General features: G+C 38.0%; 14 protein-coding genes. All 14 read left to right on the top strand.

The features are described 5' to 3' along the window. The first annotated feature begins 23 nt into the window (after window positions 1-23). The 14 genes from IH597_07500 to IH597_07435 all read left to right on the top strand — a co-directional run bounded on the left by IH597_07500 (window position 24) and on the right by IH597_07435 (window position 17,337). Window positions 24-2,648 carry a hypothetical protein gene (locus IH597_07500; protein ID MBE0662296.1) on the top strand — a complete coding sequence of 875 codons (2,625 nt, stop codon included), beginning with the start codon at window positions 24-26 and terminating at the stop codon, window positions 2,646-2,648. Window positions 2,649-2,750: 102 nt separating this feature from the next. Next, window positions 2,751-3,296: a DUF4760 domain-containing protein gene (locus IH597_07495; GenBank protein ID MBE0662295.1), complete on the top strand. Its 546-nt coding sequence runs from the start codon at window positions 2,751-2,753 to the stop codon at window positions 3,294-3,296. A gap of 45 nt (window positions 3,297-3,341) precedes the next feature. Next, on the top strand, window positions 3,342-4,409 hold the full coding sequence (locus tag IH597_07490) for a hypothetical protein (protein MBE0662294.1): 1,068 nt from the start codon (window positions 3,342-3,344) through the stop codon (window positions 4,407-4,409). 218 nt (window positions 4,410-4,627) lie between these two features. Further along, entirely contained in the window at window positions 4,628-6,106 is a 1,479-nt protein-coding gene (locus tag IH597_07485) for a putative DNA binding domain-containing protein (GenBank protein ID MBE0662293.1), read from the top strand. A gap of 135 nt (window positions 6,107-6,241) precedes the next feature. Continuing rightward, on the top strand, window positions 6,242-8,182 hold the full coding sequence (locus IH597_07480) for an AAA family ATPase (GenBank protein ID MBE0662292.1): 1,941 nt from the start codon (window positions 6,242-6,244) through the stop codon (window positions 8,180-8,182). A gap of 5 nt (window positions 8,183-8,187) precedes the next feature. Next, window positions 8,188-9,204: a hypothetical protein gene (locus tag IH597_07475; protein ID MBE0662291.1), complete on the top strand. Its 1,017-nt coding sequence runs from the start codon at window positions 8,188-8,190 to the stop codon at window positions 9,202-9,204. A gap of 122 nt (window positions 9,205-9,326) precedes the next feature. Further along, window positions 9,327-11,159, top strand: a complete 1,833-nt coding sequence (locus IH597_07470) for a DUF262 domain-containing protein (protein ID MBE0662290.1) — start codon at window positions 9,327-9,329, stop codon at window positions 11,157-11,159. Window positions 11,160-11,233: 74 nt separating this feature from the next. Then, window positions 11,234-12,463: a hypothetical protein gene (locus IH597_07465; protein MBE0662289.1), complete on the top strand. Its 1,230-nt coding sequence runs from the start codon at window positions 11,234-11,236 to the stop codon at window positions 12,461-12,463. A gap of 118 nt (window positions 12,464-12,581) precedes the next feature. Continuing rightward, entirely contained in the window at window positions 12,582-13,160 is a 579-nt protein-coding gene (locus tag IH597_07460; GenBank protein ID MBE0662288.1) for a hypothetical protein, read from the top strand. Window positions 13,161-13,268: 108 nt separating this feature from the next. Further along, a complete protein-coding gene (locus IH597_07455) occupies window positions 13,269-14,117 on the top strand; it encodes an agmatine deiminase family protein (protein MBE0662287.1) in 849 nt (282 codons plus the stop codon). Beyond that, window positions 14,114-14,548 carry a hypothetical protein gene (locus tag IH597_07450; protein ID MBE0662286.1) on the top strand — a complete coding sequence of 145 codons (435 nt, stop codon included), beginning with the start codon at window positions 14,114-14,116 and terminating at the stop codon, window positions 14,546-14,548. The genes IH597_07455 and IH597_07450 overlap by 4 nt, the downstream gene beginning before the upstream one ends. A gap of 485 nt (window positions 14,549-15,033) precedes the next feature. Next, window positions 15,034-15,798 (top strand): glycosyltransferase family 2 protein, encoded by a 765-nt coding sequence (locus tag IH597_07445; protein ID MBE0662285.1) that lies wholly within the window; start codon window positions 15,034-15,036, stop codon window positions 15,796-15,798. Beyond that, complete coding sequence (locus tag IH597_07440; protein ID MBE0662284.1) at window positions 15,782-16,798, top strand: radical SAM protein; 1,017 nt, start codon at window positions 15,782-15,784, stop codon at window positions 16,796-16,798. The genes IH597_07445 and IH597_07440 overlap by 17 nt, the downstream gene beginning before the upstream one ends. After that, entirely contained in the window at window positions 16,798-17,337 is a 540-nt protein-coding gene (locus IH597_07435; GenBank protein ID MBE0662283.1) for an AAA family ATPase, read from the top strand. The genes IH597_07440 and IH597_07435 overlap by 1 nt, the downstream gene beginning before the upstream one ends. The last annotated feature ends 327 nt before the right edge of the window (window positions 17,338-17,664 follow it).

The following is a 17,664-nucleotide window of genomic DNA, read 5'->3' as shown; positions in this document are numbered from 1 at the left end:
TCAAACATTAAAACACTAATATAATGGACTTTTTAGAGCAAGTTCGTAAAGAATTAGAAGGCCTTACTGAAAAACAGCAGAGAGAATTTGTCTGGCGCTGTGCTGTGCGCGCCTTACCTTTTCTCGGAAGTAACGGTCATTTTGATTATTGGACAAAAGAATATAGACAAAAACATCTTTTCTCTGTATTTAACGCACTGGACATTTCCAATAGCGCCGCCGCCTGCTCCATCGCTGCAGTCAGCGCCCCCGACGAATACCACGCCGTCAACACTGTCGTCGACGCCAACGTCGTATTCACCAACGCTGCCAACGCCGCTGCCGCCGCCGCCGTCGGCGCCGCCGCCGTATTCGCCACCGCCGCCGCCAACGCCGCCACCTACTCCATCAAAGTCGCTGCCTCCTACGCCCTCTTACCCGCCTACCACGCCTCCAAAGATGCCGCCTACGATGCCGCCTACACCGCTGCCTGCACCGCCGAAATAAAAAACATGGGCTTTGAATCTAAAATACTGGATGATCTTAAAAAGATAAAAACTAACAAAAAGCCCTTATTATCCACCAGTACTTATGGCATTGTATGGGATAACTTCCAACAAGCGCTCAAAAATGAAGGATGTGAATACTGGGCTAAATTATACAAAGGGATATTTGAGAACAATTTTGAGATGGACAGGGAGGAACTTGAGAGGAGGATCAATGTGCCTGAATCCATTAAAGTACAAGGAGCGGCTGCTGTTAGTAAATACATGGAGGAATTGGCCAAAGGAGCGAAGCGGCTAAATGAGGCCCGCATCATTATTCTTGGCGAAAAAGGTTCGGGTAAAACTTGTCTGGCAAGGAAGCTCAAAGACCCCAATGCCGCCATGACCACACCTGAAGAAAGTACTCCCGGTGTAGACACTTCCTTATGGAAACTGGAAAAAGAGAACATCAATGTGCGAATCTGGGATTTTGCAGGGCACACAGTTACACATGCTGTGCATCAGTTCTTTCTGTCGGAACGTTGCCTATACATCATCGTCTACGATGGCCGTACCGAAGTGAGGAATCGACTCGAATATTGGCTAGACCACATGATGAATTTTGGCGGTGATTCCGAAGCAATCATACTTGTAAATGAGCGGGATGAGCACAAAATTGAAATACCGATCAATATTCTAAAGGAAAAATACCGGATAGCCGGGCTTCATTTTTTCGATATTGGTGCGGACACCGATAAACTGCTGGAATTCAGGGAAGAGGTCGCAATGTACATCAAAAACAATCCTTCCTGGGAAAAACAACAGATACCTGAAAGCTATTATGCGGTGAAAGAAGACCTTGAAGACCTTTTCAAAAAGAAAGAGAAGCAACAGGGAACAGAACATATCACTAAAACTGAATTCCTTGAAATTGCAAGTAAAAATCAGGCAAATGACCCGGAAGAATTATTGCGCGCTTTACATTCTTTAGGTGTCAGCTTGTGGTACAAAGACATGGAGAAATACGACACCCTGGTATTGAATCCCGAATGGATCAGCGAGGGGGTATATAAAGTAATCAACTGGGTAAACAATGAAAAAAGGCATGACATCACCCTTGAGTGTTTTGAAAAGGTTTTTCACGATGCGGACCAGCAACGCTTTCCCAAAAACAAGCATGAATTTTTGTTTGATCTGATCAAACATTATGAACTGGCTTATGAAACCGCAGAAGGCAAGGGTCTGATCATCCCCCACCTGCTCAACCAGGATCAGCCTTCCAGTTTGCCTGTATTCGAGCCGGAAACAAGCCTCAAGATGAAATATGAAGCCGACAGGCCCTTGCCGCCCAACACCATTTCAAGGTTTATAGTTAGGCACAATGAGCAGATAAAGAAAGAACAGGGAAATTACCTGATCTGGAAAACTGGGGTTATTCTTGAAGATGGAAAAGGAAGCACTGCCCTGGTGAGGGAAGTTGATCGAACGATCAGCGTTTCGGTGAAAGGAATTGAGAAAACCAATTTCATCAGCATGATCAGGGAAACGCTAAACAACATTTTTGAGAGCTACAAATCGCAACGGCCTGAACTGAGCTACAAAGTAATTGATGAAACCCAGACGCGGCGTCAGGAATTATGGCTTCCTGAACCGGAAATTGCAACTTTGAGCAAAAAAGACATTCCCTATTACGATTGGCGTACCGATGCCAGAATTCCCATGAAGCCAACAATAATCAATTATAATATTACTGAAACGCATTATCACGTTACGATGAGTGGCGGCGAAATTGGCGCAATCGGAGGCGCTGGCCAGATTGGCGATATCAACACTTTCAACTTTCAAAACTGCAACATTGAATTACAAGGCAATTTAAATGATTTAGCCCGCCGGCTTGAAAAACAGGGTAACAAAGAAGATGCTGAAGAATTAAAGGAAACAGCCGAAATACTCAAAGAGGTAAAAGATATAACGGACAAAGAAGAGATCAGAGAAAAAGGCATTGCACAACGGCTTAAGCGCATTGTTGAAGGTATGGGCGATGAAAAATCACGTTTACACAAAACCGTGAAAGGCATCGGCAAGGGGATAAGCATAGCCCAGGACATAGCCAAAGAATACAATAAGATTGCACAATGGCTGGCATTGCCCCAGGTGCCAACACCTTTTTTGAAGAAGGAGTAGAAATGTAAGCAATCACTAAATTTCTAATCTTATTAAACTGTAAACACATTCATATCGCAATAGATTCATACTAAAGTAGTTTGAAACCTAATCTTATCAATCATGGAAAAATTAATTATCCTTAATTTGGTTCTAGGACTTTCCATTTTCGAATTCTTTACACTTTTGGTGGGATTCATTACCCTGCTTATTCTAATTAGCCAGGTCTATTATTTACGAAGATCATTAAATGCTGATCATTCTCGTCGCAGAAAGCAGGCAACTTTTGACTACCTTGCTAAAGTCCGGCCTCAATGGCATGATACAAGAAATGATCTTGACATTCTAATACAGGCAGCAGGCGAAAAAGCGAATATTGTTAATGTCATTATTAAAAACCCTGAAATTCTCAAAAAAGTTAGATTATTATTAGGTTTATTGGAGCACATATCGGTAGGAATTCACACCGATGTTTTTGACAAGGAAATTCTCTACAGAATGTCAGGCAAGCAACTTAAAAAGATCTATGAAAAATTTGAGCCCTATATCAAATATGTGCAGATACATGTTAATGAAACTGCCTATACAGAATTTCAAAACCTGGTGCTTGAGTTTAATTTAATGGTCAGCAATCCACCAAAAAAGGATGAATTGCCTGTAATGGAGTAGAATTTATGAATTTCAAATCGTGATTAATAAGCACAACACATTTTCATGAATAATCTAATTATAATTGGCAATGGCTTCGATCTGGCGCACGAGCTTAAAACAAGCTATGCGGATTTCATGCTTTGGTATTTAAATAAAACCAGAAAATGGTTAATCAATAACCTTGAATATGAAGATGACATTTGTGCTGTGAAAAGCTTTCCAAGAAACTATTTTCTTACGGGCGATCAACCGTTTAATTCCATTAGTAACGCCTTTGAAAGCTTTAAGAATCGCAATATCAATATTTATCCCAAATCAGAATTCGTCGACGGCCTATTAAAAGACATGCGAAATGGTTATTGGGTTGATATTGAATACTTTTATTATAGTCACCTGGTCTCAATTTATCGTGATTATGAAAGAAACTTCTCCAAGTATGATATAGATGCTAAAGCTTCAGCAAAAAGCCTTAACAGATGCTTTAGTGCGATCATCAGTTTACTTGAACAATATCTGTCAACTCTAACAATTGATGAGAATAAAAGAAATCCTTTTATTTCCAAGACTTTAAAAGGCATTATTAAACCAGAACGCAACAAAAACAAACTTGTAAATCCGCCTTATACCCTACTTCTGAATTTCAATTACACAAATACGCTAGATTTGTACGCCCACGATCTCGACATGAGCAATTCTAGGACGAATGTAGTAAACATACACGGATTGATCAATTCTGAGATTAATCCTGTAATTTTTGGTTATGGGGATGAAATGGATCCATACTACCCGAAACTTGAAAATCTGAATATCAATAGTTTTCTAGATCACATTAAGTCGTTCCACTATTTAAAAACTACTAATTATCTGCAACTTATGCGCTTTGTTGAAGCCGATCCTTTTGTTATTTACATCATGGGTCATTCATGCGGTCTATCTGACAGGGTTCTGCTAAACAGCATATTTGAACACGATAAATGCTCAAACATTAAAATCTACTACCATGATCGTAAAGATGGCAGTAATGATTACTTTGAAAAAACTCAGGAAATATCCAGGCATTTCAAACCGGAAAATAAAGCTATGATGAGAAAAAAGATTGTGCCTTTTGAAAAGTGCAGCCCTTTGACGTAAGTAAACCATCAACTCTTTGAGCAGGAAGCCCGCGAAGGCAAACACAAAGAAGAAACCGTAAGGAAGTTTTAGGAACAGAAAGGAACAGCCATCTCCGAGGAGGTGAGCAAATGGTTTTGGAAAGGGAAAGAATACAAGAAACCCAAAACCAATGTTAATGAAGCAGATGGAGGATATGGGGATTTGTTTAAGCAGTAAATAAACTATTTTAAAGCATTATGTCTAAAATCAGCCAAATACTTCAGCAGCCTGAAGGCCGCAAACTTGAGTTTAAAAAAGAAATAGCTTCGGGAGTAGATATTGCTAAAACGGTTATTTCATTTGCAAATGACGCCGGCGGTGCAATTTACATTGGCATTCAGGATAATCCCCGTCAGGTAATTGGCATTGAAGAGGATATGCTAATCAAAACTGAAGAAAGGATCAGCAATATTATTCATGACCTATGCGAGCCGGTTATTCTTCCTGAGATTTCATTTTTGAGACAGGATGAGAAATTCATTGTGAAGGTTGTAATTTTTAAAGGAAGCGCCCCTCCATATCACCTTAAGAATGCGAAGTTTGAAGAAGGTACATATATTCGGGTGGGTTCAAGCAACAGATTGGCTTCCAGTGAAATCATTGCAGAGCTGAAAAGGCAAAAACAAAGCATTTCATTCGACAGTGAACTGATTTTTACCAAAACCATTGATAAAGTCAATATTGAATCGTTTAAAGAGCTATTCCTTGAGAAAACGGGCGAAGAACTTACGCGTCAGGTTTTAAAGAAACTGGAACTTTTCCGCTCCGAACAAAATAAGCATCTTCCAACCATCGCCATGTTGATGTTATCGGATGATGAGCTAAGGCAACAGCTTTTCCCGTTTGCAAAAATTGAATGTGCAAGGTTTAAGGGAATTACTCCCGGGAATTTCATTGATCAGAAAACCATCAATGTGAACCTTGCTTTGCAGCCAGAGCAAGCCTATCAGTTCGTGCTGCGCCATATTTCAGAAGGCTCCACCGACTATTCGGGTGTTTACAGGAATGACCGCTGGGAATATCCGGTAATTGCAATTCGTGAAGTAATTCGTAATGCAGTGATCCACCGGGATTATTCTCTCTCCGGAAAGGATATTAAAATTGCCATTTTTAACGACAAGATTGAGATTACCAGTCCCGGAACACTGCCCCCAACAGTTGATTTCAATGAGATGTTGGCCGGGCAGTCTGATATCAGAAATAAGATACTGGCGCCGGTATTCAAACGGCTTGGTATTATAGAGCAATGGGGCAATGGGCTAAAACTGATAGCAGAAGAATTGCAGCAGTATCCTGAAATAGAGTTTCAATGGAAAGAGCCCGGATTGGCTTTCCGGGTTATATTCTTAAAGAAAAATTACCTGCAGGAGCAGGAGTTACAGCAGGAGTTACAGCAGGAGCTGCAGCACGAGTTACAGCACGAGTTACAGCACGAGTCGCTGTATGGACAGATATTAAGACTGGTAAAAGAGAAAACCTCATCAACAAAAGAACTTTCAGAAGCGCTTGGGCAAAAATCAATATCAGGGCAACTAAAGAAAATATTGTCCAGGCTACAAACCGATCAGTTAGTCGAATGGACTGAACCTGAAGCCAAAAGCTCAAAACAGAAGTACAGGATAACACAAAAGGGTTTAGTGTTTTTAAAGTTGTTGGATGAAGGCAAAACATTATAGGTTTTCTGTTCGATCGCGTTTTTTGGAAAGCCATTGGAAATGGAAGACTTTTAAAAATACGACATTGCGGCAAGTGAAACATCTAGGAGGTTGATGAATTTATTGGGATTTGATTAGTCAGTAAAATAACAGATTATGGAACTGCTCTATTTACTAATTGAAGATTGCTCCCGATTGGGTAAGCATAAAGAAGTCTCGTTTGGGGGAGAATTTCACTTCTCGATTTCTAACTTTAGCAATGACCAAAGAGAATTACAATTAAACATTACTAAACCAAACCAACACTCCTTACAACTTTTTTCACCAAGAATTTCAAATATTATTGGCATCATTGGCGAAAATGGTACAGGAAAGACCTCTTTCTTTGAATTTCTTAAGCGTTTATTAACAGGCTACACAAGCTACAGTGATAAATTTTTAGCTGTTTTTAAAAGTAAAGATGTCCTGGAAATATACCATACTTTATATGATTATGGAGATAGTGGCAACAACAACTATTTAGGCTTCACGAATGAATGGTCAGTGAAGGTAATTTGTGATTTTGCAGAAATTAGTGTTACTACTTTGAAGATTTATAATACTGATCTAATTTCTCCTCAGATCGATAGAATTGAAAATCTTACACCAACACTGGTGATTTATTATTCTGGTATCTTCGATTTAAAGGGCTATCCATATTCATATTCAAAAAGTTATATTGATTTGTCAACGAACTGTATAATAAGCGATGACGTAGAACTTGAGAGGGATTCAATACCAGATAAGGACTTTCTTTTTATCCATAAACATAAAAACACACTAAGGCAGTTTAAACTAGTAAAATCGGGATTGTTAGACAAGATTGATTTTAGAACACCTGAAAGAATGACTATATCCTTTGCGCAGGTAAGAACTTCTGGGATTAAAGAATCAAATGACATTTCCCCCCATGACATAGAAATATTTGAATATTTTTTCGACACTATCAGAATAGAGTACACCAAAATTCATGGCATTATCAATCGTGCAAGAAATAAAAAAGAAAATGAGTCTCTTAAAGTTGGTAATCGCTTGAAATGCAAATTGAAGTTCGTTGATGCCCTGATAGCTAACTTCTTTTACAACATTAATGATGGTCAATATTATGGAAACTGGTCTAAGGTGAAAATTGAAGAACTGAAAATGCTTAACATTTTCGATGCAGTAAAGCATTTTTTTAATTCGCAAATAATTATTGATAAGCAGCCAGTTACTTCACTCATCGAAACAATTTTTTCATTAATAGATTCCCAGGTTGATGTAGGCATAGAAGAAATCAACTATTCTATAATTGTGTCCAACGAAACACGCATTGTCGAAATTATAACAAATTATGAAGCATACTTGAAATCATTTGATTTAATTGACACCCAATATGGATTCTTAGAAATAGACTGGAGAGATTTGAGTAGCGGGGAAAAGGCATTTCTTGACCTTTTTTCTCGCCTTTACTATACCAAAGAGCTTGTATCTAAGCAATACAAGTATGAAACGCAAAAGGTTTTTGAAACTGTTTATTTACTACTTGATGAGGCCGAAATTGGATTTCATCCGGAATGGCAACGCAAATATATTTATTACCTCAATGAGTTTCTAAATTATTTATTCTCTGATGGCACCTACTTTCAGGACACCAAGATTCAATTATTTATTGCAACACATTCTCCTTTTGTTGTGTCGGACCTCCCAAAAAGTAATTTGATTTTCCTGAAGAAGACTCAAGAAGCAATCTTCAATGTTCATAATTTCGATATGCAAGAAACCTTTGGTGCAAATATCCATACTTTATTTTCTGATGCATTTTTTCTACAGCAAGGTCTGATCGGTGAGTTTGCTAAAATCAAAATATTTGAGTTGATGAATGAAATTAAGCAACTAAACGATCCTGATGTGGCTTCTGTTGAAAACTATAAACTGCGTATTGGAATAATAGGGGAGCCTATGATCAGGCAAAGGCTCTATGAACTTCTGCTATCAAAAGTTGCATTTGATGATAATGCCCGCCGCCGGGCATTCCTGCAGGATGAATTAGATAAGCTTAAACGCCAAAACAATTAGTACAAATGAAACAAGTTCTTGAATCTGAAGGCATGGATGGTGTAATAAGACAGTGGGCTGATATTGAACAGCTTTATTACACTGATTTATTCGTAGTGCGCGGACGTTACGAATCCCCATTATTTAGGCTTCAGGCATTATTATTAGATCCGGTATTTGAAACAGATAAGGAAAGGGAGTTGCTTAACTATTTAATTGAGAATTTTGAAAGTATCATAAAAACCCCACCTCGAGGCTTATATCATATTACTCAAACGTTTCTTGATAATGGTTGGCAAGATATCGTTACACGAAGAGAAGGAGCCCGATTAAGTTCTGTCGGCAGTAAAATTCTTGATGCTTTCAGCTATGAGAGATTAAGGAGCAACAAGCTCGTGAAACTAGCCTACTACCTCAACATCAAAACATGCTTGTATTGCAACGCACAATTCACACTGGTTGTACATAATGCCAACAAGAATCTGGCTAGGTTTCAATTTGATCATTTTTTCCCAAAGAACAAGTATCCTTATTTGAGTATTTCATTGTACAACTTAACACCCTCTTGCGCTTCATGCAATCAGAGTAAAAGCAAAGAAACATTTACATTGGATGAACTTGTACATCCCTTCAATGAAGATTTTCAGTCCTTGACACACTTTGAGATTAATCAGGATGCTCACAACAGATTGCTTCAGGGAGCATTAGTACCAATAAATGAGATAAATGTCAGTATGTCTAATACGGATGAACCACGTGTCCGTAATCAAAACAGGTTCACAGCAATAGAAAACATTTATAAGCGCCACATAGATATTGTTAAGGAGATCTATTTGAAAGCTTATGCATATAGAAATGGTGGCAAAGAGGCTTTAATGAATCTAGAACATAATGGGGAACGCCTATTTGCTTCCGAAGACGAAATAGAATGGCTACTCCTGGCCAATTACAAACAGGTGAGTGATATCAATAAACGACCGCTAGCGAAGTTTATGCAGGATATTGCAAAGCAAGCGGGATTGATCAAACATATTATCCCATGATAAATAAGTATTCAAGTCTTCCAGAATGCTCAGCATATCATCTGTTGAGTGATGAAAGGAAGCGGTTTACAAAATTATTTGAAAAAATCAATGCACATTAAACAACTTATATTCAAACAACTATGGAAACTTTCGACTCCACCAAAACAAACCTTTACGATATCCTGAAAGATGTGCACAAAGGGAAAATCCAACTGCCCGATTTCCAGCGCGGATGGGTGTGGGATGATAATCGCATCAAAGGGATCATTGCCAGCGTCGCCAAATCTTTTCCAATTGGCGCCATCATGTTGCTGGAAACCGGCAACGAAAGCATACGCTTCAAAACCAAGCCCGTAGAAGGGGCCCCAAACAATGGCATAAAGCCGGAAATGCTGATTCTGGATGGTCAGCAACGGATTACCTCTCTTTATCAGGCCATCATCACAAACCAGGTTGTAACTACAAAAAATGCCAAGAACTATGAAATCAAGCGCTGGTATTACATTGATATGGCAAAAGCCTTAGACCCGGATACAGACCTGGAAGAAGCGATTTTCTCAATAAACGAAAGAAAAATCATTACCGAAAACATCGGCCGGGATATTATCCTTGACCTTACCACCGAAGAACAGGAATTTAAAAACCTGATGTATCCCGTTTGTATGGTTGACGAATATGACGATTGGAGAACGAAATTTTCCGAATACTGGGATTACGACCGGGATAAAATCAAATTCTGGAACGACTTTGAACGAAAAATTATAAAAGGCTTCACAGGTTATCAGCTTCCGGTTATTCTCATGAAAAAGGAAAATCCTAAGGAAGCTGTATGTCAAGTGTTTGAAAAAGTAAATACCGGTGGTGTTTCACTAACGGTTTTCGAACTTTTAACAGCTTCCTTTGCCTCGGAAGAATTCGATTTAAAAGAAGATTGGGCAAAAGTCAAAGGGAAACTCAATGGGTTCCCTTTGCTAAAATCAACCCGCAATACAGATCTGATTCAGGCGATAACCCTCTATTCTACTTTTCAACGAAGACTTGATCAAGTTGCCTTGGGTAAAACAGAAAATTTGCCTGCAGTAAGTGCAAAACGTAAAGAGATGCTAAATCTTCGCCTTCAGGATTATTTGAAACACAGAGATGACGTAGTAGCAGGATTTATTAAGGCTTCAAAAATTCTGACCGAAAACAACATCTTCAGTGCCCGCGACCTTCCATACACTACACAGTTAATTCCGCTGTCATCCATTTTAGCTTACCTCAAAGAGCATATTGACAATGTAGGCTACAAACAAAAGCTGATGCAATGGTTTTGGTGCGGGGTATTTGGCGAATTGTATGGTGGAGCAAACGAAACCCGCTACGCTCTGGACGTTGTACAAGCGATTGACTGGATACTCAATAATAGGGAAGAACCGAAAACAGTTTTCGAAGCAAACTTCTCTCCATCAAGGCTCTCAACCCTGAGAACCCGCAATAGCGCAGCATACAAAGGCGTTTATGCATTAATTCTGAGCAACAATGCAAAGGATTGGCTTTCTGCATCGCAAATAATCATGAGCACTTACTTTTCTGAATCAATTGATGTGCATCATATTTTCCCCGTTGCATGGTGTCAGAAACCTGAAAACGCTATTCCAGGAAATGATTCTGACAGCATAATCAATAAAACACCACTTTCCGGAAGAACAAACCGGATTGTAAGTGGCGATGCTCCATCAAAATATCTGAAGCGTTTAATGGAACGTGCCGGTGTGAATTACGAAACTTTTACTGGGATAGTAGAATCTCACCTCCTAAACATTCAATTTCTGGAATCTGACGATTTTTACAGCTTTTATAACGATCGTAAAGAAAGAATTTTGCAGAAAATTGAGCAAGCCATGGGCAAAACAATTCCACGAGGCATTCCCACAGAAGAAGAAGGCCATTATGCAGAAGATGAAATAAACAATAATGAAGAGATGATATGAGCTATATTAAATCCTTTAACGAGGCAACCCTCTGTAACCTTATTCTTCAAACCAAAAAAGAACTTTTCCTTACAATGCCTCTCATTCATCCTGAGATGTTGGCGGCCATTCATTCTTTGTATGCCAAACATAATGGAAAAGTTTCCATCAACATCGGCCTTGATTTTTCACCCGAAACATTCCGCCAGGGTTACGGAGAAATGGAGGCATTTGAAAAATCAAACCTCAATAATTACAACTGCCAGAATATTATTGATAATAGGGTTTCTTTTATTATTACAGATGATATTGGCTACTTCCTCTTCATAGAATCCCGTTATTTGATTCCAGCTGAAAAAGAAACAATCAATGCCATCAGCATCGATCCAATTTCAATTGTAAGGCTCAAACATCACTTTTTTAAGCCATTTGAAAAAAGCACTTTAGAAGATCTTCTCTCCAATGCCATCATCGACGAAAGCATTCGCTTTAAAGATGTCGAAAAGGAATTTCAGTCTCCCGGAATCATCTCAACAAATAAGCTTAACGAACATATGTTTCAGACTGTTAGTGCAGATCTGAAAGCAAATCCTCCCTTAAGGCCAGATTATAAGCGCATTGTTGAATATTATGCTACAAAGTTTCAGTATGTTAAACTTTTCTTTCATGGGGCGAATCTCCAGGCAAAGAAAGTTGAGCTACCTAAAAAAGCCCTGCCACTAAATGATGCCGCTTTGCGCAAGCGCTTGGAAACCAAACTGAATCTTTTTAATCCAGGGGATGAAGAAGCAATCTTCCCGGAATTAGAGGACATCAAAATAAAAATCAAAATATTACGTGAGTATTATCTTGTGCCTTTAAAAATTCGTGAAGAGAATTTGTTAGAGCTTGAAAAAAAGGAGGCTTTTGAAAAAGAAATTCGTGAACTTGAGCAGGATATAGTCAAAATTTCGGCCACGCTTATTCAGAAAATCGACGATATGATTCAAGAAACCAAAAACAACCTACTCAGTGAGCTCATTACCTTTTATACTGAAAATCCAAAGCAGATTTCTGATAATGATTTATTCTTAAAATCAGACAAAACCTATCGCGAAAGAGTTGCAGAAAATAAGGCTAATGAAATTATTCACAACATCAGATGGCCCGAAGCTTTTGAACTTGCCAGTAAGATGAGCATACAACTGTTATACAGTAACATCACATTTGAAGACCTAAGTAACAAAGACTTACTCGATGAACTCATTGCAAGAGGTGTGATCACTGATGCAGACAAAACAAGTTTAGCCGATTTTGGAAAAGGAATTAACCTCAACAAAATTTAAGCATCGCACATATTTTAAACCTCCTTAAAATTCCTTCGGGTTATAATGAGAGAAATATTTTTAACTCTAGTTTAGTAGTTATTGCGCACTCGTTATAGTTAAATATTAATTCATCCTCATGGAACATCTAAACTTAAATTTAAATTCTGATAGTGTTCAATCTATCCAGAAATCTTTTGATAGAATCGCCATTGACCTAATGACCAATTGGCAATTAAAAGTTAACAATGAATTTTTTTCTTTTACTGAAATTGAGTTCTATTTCTTTAAAGAACAGATTCATGAAGACAATGCAACACATGAACACAATTATCCTGAAGGTCGCTGGCGTTTTCATTTGCAAGGGTTGGATATAACCTTCCCTGCCACAGATGATAGTGATGGAGGCATATTAATCAGAGGCTTAAAATCCAACAACTACAATGTGAATGGCCCTAAAAGGGTTTTGACAGCAATTTTTATTAATCTGAATTCTGTCACAAATATGCAACAGGAGTTTGGTTTGACTCCCAATGTAAAAAAAGAACAAGTGAAAATCTTTAAGACATTCAGGCAAGGCCTTTCTAAATATCCGGGAAATGATTTCAGAGATTCTTTATACAGATATTATACGAGCCTTGAAACTTGGGATAACAAACATGTTAATAATTCGGAAAAAGAACGTATACGATTGAAAAGCCAGAAAGTTAGTAGTTAACATACTGAATTACAATCATTAGTAATTCCAGTTAAAAAGTGTTAAAAAATTTGACCCCCCTTTAAATCCACCTGACCTTCGCTGCACATTAACCAAAAACGCAGCATTATGATTACCGACGCAAAAACTGATTTTGTTTACTTTTCGGGGCTTATTGAAGAAAAATACCCGGACTGCTGGAAGAGGATTAAATCTATTCTTGATAAACACAAGATTGATTACAAAACACTTGATGGAACCAGGGATATCTGGTGTAGGGATTACATGCCAGTACAAACGGATGTGAACCGGTTTGTACAGTTCCGCTATGATGCGGCCTATCTCCATCAAGAACCTGAGAAACATACAAGGCCATTTGAAGTGTTGCAGGCCAACCAAATTGAAGCTGAACTTTCGGACATTATCCTGGATGGTGGGAATGTAATTCGTGGTTCTGATAAAGTGATCATGACCAACCGGATTTTTAAAGATAATCCTGATATTGAAAAGAATGAGCTCATCAAAAGGCTAGAAGAACAATTGCAAGCCGAAGTTCTAATAATACCGGCTATTAGCTCCGACGAAACGGGCCATGCCGATGGTCATGTGTGGTTCATAGATAGCAAGACCTTATTGGTTAATGAGTTAAAGTATGAATACCTTTACTGGCAGGACGGATTTAGGAGAATGATCAGGGAATCCGGGCTGAAGTATGTTGAAATGCCCTGGTTTGATAAGAAGTATAAAGGCGAACCGCTGTCAGCCATTGGCATCTATGTGAATTACCTTGAAGTCGGTAATCTGATATTGTTTCCGGTCTTTGAAATTCCGGGAAACAAGGACCAGGTTGCACTTGATGTAATCAAAAAAGTCTTTCCTGACAAGATTATCGAACCTGTAGAAATTAATGAAATTGGACTGAAGGGTGGATTAATGAACTGCATAAGCTGGAATATCAAAAAGAGCAAACAATCATGACTCTCAATTCGGAAAACTACATCGAAAGAATTAATGCCTTCACACAAGAGGACTGGAAGCCACTGCTGGATTTGATTCCCGAGATTGAAAAAACGGAAGAATTCGGAGAATATCATGGGCCGGAAAAAATTGGTGAAGAAGAATATACCCTGCCTATATGCTTTAATGTGCCGCTAATTGACCGCTTCCTCGATATAGCTTATGAAATGCCCATCATCATTGATTTTAATTGGGCAGCATGGGATGAAGGAAGAGAAATGGCAAGAAATCCGGATTTCGATTTCAACACCATTGACATTCCCACCAAATGCAAGATCATCACTGCCATCGTCCGCAACGACAGGTTTTGTGAAGGTGCGCTGATGAATGCATTTGAGTCGGGGTTTATGGTGAAGATGTTGAAATCTATTAAGCAACAATTGGATATGTAAGCTTAGGCTTAGAAAGCATATTTCACCTATGCACCCCATCATATGACTCCACAATAACTTTCCAAACTGAAATATTTTTCTAAATATCTGCACTACTCATCCATTTTTATATATTTGCTCCTATAATATTAATTCTATTATCCAGCTGTTAACAAAACGCAAAGAAAACAATTCGCCTGGCTTCAGAACCAGCCATAATTTTGCGCACATAGTTGCATGTTCAAAATGCAACTCCCTTTTTTGCTTAAACAGTGCCAGAACATAAAATCCTGCGAACCTGCAACATTCCTTAGTGTTGCGTTTCAACAGTGCGAGAACAATAGTTATTAATTACCGGCTGCAGAAAACTACTGACCCTTTACATACACCCAGCCTAATCTCAACCGGTACCAGATTTTAAAGTGACAACTTTATACAGATATTTACTAGTTGGGTGTAAGTATAAAAAACCACAATGCAATAAATAAACAGATTAGACAGTATTTATGAATTTTTTAATAATACCGTGTTACATAAAAACGAAATGGGATATTAATTGCCTAACAAGATTACTTGAGAGTGTTCAAAATCAAACACTTCAATTTGAGAAAGTTCTAGTGATTGATGATTTTAGTCCATTTGAGTATAAGTTGGATATCCCTTTTATTGAGCATATAAGACTTACTGAAAATGGTGGACCAGCAAAAGCAAGGAATGTCGGTATTGACAAGGCCCTTTCTCAAAATGCAAAGCATATCTTTTTCACCGACCATGATTGCATTTTAGATTTTCAATGGAATGAGCAAATGTCTGACTTCCTTGAAAAAACAGAATTTGCTGCCGTTGGAGGAATGACTTTTTCGTATGGCAAAACACTTTATGATTACTACCATGATATTAATGGAACATTAAATGGCAAGTGGTTGCTTCCTGATAAAAAGGAATTATGGTATATGCCTTCTTTGAATTTTGGGATAAAATCATTTGTAGCAGAAGACTTTGCATTTGACGAGCGTTTTCCGACGGCTGCAGGTGAAGATGTTGACCTTTGTTTAAGAATGAGAAGTAAATATAAAATTGGATTTTGTCCTAAAGCGAAGTTATGGCACGACTTCGGCTATAAAAGCACATTGACAGGTTTTAGACGTTTTGTCAATCTATTCAAAAAATACAAGAGTTCAAGTGCCACATTATACGAAGGACATACGGTTTTACTTTGGGACTCTTCAGAATCAATTTATTCAGGAAACGCATATGAGCTTAATTTATAGAAGAAGAGCGAATCAACCCAGTATTACCCATGTAATAAGTGATTATTTAGGTGAAATCGAACCTTTTGCTAAGAGAATTGGAAAATGGTATTATTTCATTCCGTTAATTATTATGAAAACCATTGAATGGAGTATCTACAGATGGTATAAAACTCCGATTCGTAGATTTTATGGAATTAAGGGTAATGAATTAATTTATATGATTACAAAACGTTGTAATGAAAGATGTCCTAAATGTGGTATTTGGGAAACACCCGAACCAGATAATGAGCATATTGATATTTCTGTTTTTATTAACTGCCTAAAAATGTTGAATGAAAATCTGTATCAAGTAACAATAACTGGTGGAGAACCATTACTTTTTGCAGATGATGTTTTGAAAATAGCAGAGGAATCTAGAAATCATGACATTCTGTTATTAACTTTTACGAATGGGGTATTAATTACTGCAGATTTCTTAAAACGCTACGCGGAGCTTAAGCATAAATTAGTAATATCAATTGATACAATTAATGAAAACAAATGGACTGATTTCAGAGGCAAGGCAACATTTGAGAAAGTAATGGAGAATATTAAGTTATCAAAAAGTTATTTAGGCAAGAATTTGCAAATTCAATCAGTTATTGCTTCTGAATCAGAATCAGAAATTGAAAGTATTCAACGGTTTTGTAAAGAACTAGGTGTTTTACATACTACACAAACATACCTTGATTTTGGTGGAGTGTGGCATAACCCGACAAACACTCCAAAGACTACCTCTAATGAAGTTGCTTGTGCAGCAAGGAAAAATATTATCATTTACCCAAATGGAGATGTGGTAAAGTGTTTCGACCATAGAAGAATACCTTTAGCAAAAGAACCTTTAGGAAACATCGAAAAGGGAGATATAATTCAAATTCTTTGTAAAAAACGCTCAACAGAGGTTTCAAAACTCATGAAAACATGTAATTTCCCATGTAAAGAAATGGCTTGTAATATTCCGGAAATTATCTATAACTAATGCAAAATAGGGATTCGGATATTATTATCATCAAGGGTGCTCCAGCTACGGGAAAGTCAACAACTGCAAAGGAATTGGCTAAATACTTTCCTCGTGGAGTTCGAATGGAAATTGACAACTTACGTTCGATGGTGATTTCTGTTGATTGGACTAACCAAAAAGAGCATGTCGATATTTTAAATATTTCTATTCAATTGATAACGAGCTTCTATGAATTACAACTTAAACCAATCATTGTAGTTGACACTTTTAGCGGAGATAAAATTCATGCTTATTATGAACAATTGATTAGCGTGGGTAAAGATTGGAAAATTTCTATTTTCGGACTTTATGCATCAGAAAATGAAATTCAAAAACGTTTAGATATAAGATCTGACGACAAGTTTAAAGATTTTGAGATTTGTAAAAAACTAAACTCTGACACTAAAAAATACCAACACGAATACGAGTTACAAATTGATACGACAGATTTAACAGCGAAAGAAACATCTGAATTGATTTATAAATATATGAAGCAAGGAAGATCAGCACTCCGCTAAGCGGCCATTGCATTGCCGCTTGGAATATAGAATAATTTGCACATTATCCACCCACTCCCCAAACCACTGAGCTTTCCTGCCTCCATTCTTCAAAGGTTTAAGTCACCAAACTCAACCCTTCATAGCCATAACAACCCATTCCACTCAACCCCCACAGACCCTACTGTCCCTAATGTCCCTACACTTCTCAAACCAAAGCTCACCCCCAGAACAACCACCCAGGCTAATAAAAGGCTGCCGACCTCCGCAAGGCACATACTAACCCCAAGCCTTTCCCATCTAACCCAAACATTACAAGGCTGACAATCCCCCGAAATACCCCTACCG

Source organism: Bacteroidales bacterium (assembly GCA_014860575.1).
Classification (GTDB): Bacteria; Bacteroidota; Bacteroidia; order Bacteroidales; family JAAYJT01; genus JAAYJT01.
The sequence above is the reverse complement of the archived record's forward strand: the minus strand, read 5'-3'. Positions and strand labels throughout refer to the sequence as shown.

What these genes read in the sequence shown, in the direction of transcription:
- IH597_07500 (MBE0662296.1), top strand. Translation starts at nt 24, where the DNA reads ATGGACTTTTTAGAGCAAGTTCGTAAAGAATTAGAAGGCCTTACTGAA.
- IH597_07495 (MBE0662295.1), top strand. Translation starts at nt 2,751, where the DNA reads ATGGAAAAATTAATTATCCTTAATTTGGTTCTAGGACTTTCCATTTTC.
- IH597_07490 (MBE0662294.1), top strand. Translation starts at nt 3,342, where the DNA reads ATGAATAATCTAATTATAATTGGCAATGGCTTCGATCTGGCGCACGAG.
- IH597_07485 (MBE0662293.1), top strand. Translation starts at nt 4,628, where the DNA reads ATGTCTAAAATCAGCCAAATACTTCAGCAGCCTGAAGGCCGCAAACTT.
- IH597_07480 (MBE0662292.1), top strand. Translation starts at nt 6,242, where the DNA reads ATGGAACTGCTCTATTTACTAATTGAAGATTGCTCCCGATTGGGTAAG.
- IH597_07475 (MBE0662291.1), top strand. Translation starts at nt 8,188, where the DNA reads ATGAAACAAGTTCTTGAATCTGAAGGCATGGATGGTGTAATAAGACAG.
- IH597_07470 (MBE0662290.1), top strand. Translation starts at nt 9,327, where the DNA reads ATGGAAACTTTCGACTCCACCAAAACAAACCTTTACGATATCCTGAAA.
- IH597_07465 (MBE0662289.1), top strand. Translation starts at nt 11,234, where the DNA reads ATGCCTCTCATTCATCCTGAGATGTTGGCGGCCATTCATTCTTTGTAT.
- IH597_07460 (MBE0662288.1), top strand. Translation starts at nt 12,582, where the DNA reads ATGGAACATCTAAACTTAAATTTAAATTCTGATAGTGTTCAATCTATC.
- IH597_07455 (MBE0662287.1), top strand. Translation starts at nt 13,269, where the DNA reads ATGATTACCGACGCAAAAACTGATTTTGTTTACTTTTCGGGGCTTATT.
- IH597_07450 (MBE0662286.1), top strand. Translation starts at nt 14,114, where the DNA reads ATGACTCTCAATTCGGAAAACTACATCGAAAGAATTAATGCCTTCACA.
- IH597_07445 (MBE0662285.1), top strand. Translation starts at nt 15,034, where the DNA reads ATGAATTTTTTAATAATACCGTGTTACATAAAAACGAAATGGGATATT.
- IH597_07440 (MBE0662284.1), top strand. Translation starts at nt 15,782, where the DNA reads ATGAGCTTAATTTATAGAAGAAGAGCGAATCAACCCAGTATTACCCAT.
- IH597_07435 (MBE0662283.1), top strand. Translation starts at nt 16,798, where the DNA reads ATGCAAAATAGGGATTCGGATATTATTATCATCAAGGGTGCTCCAGCT.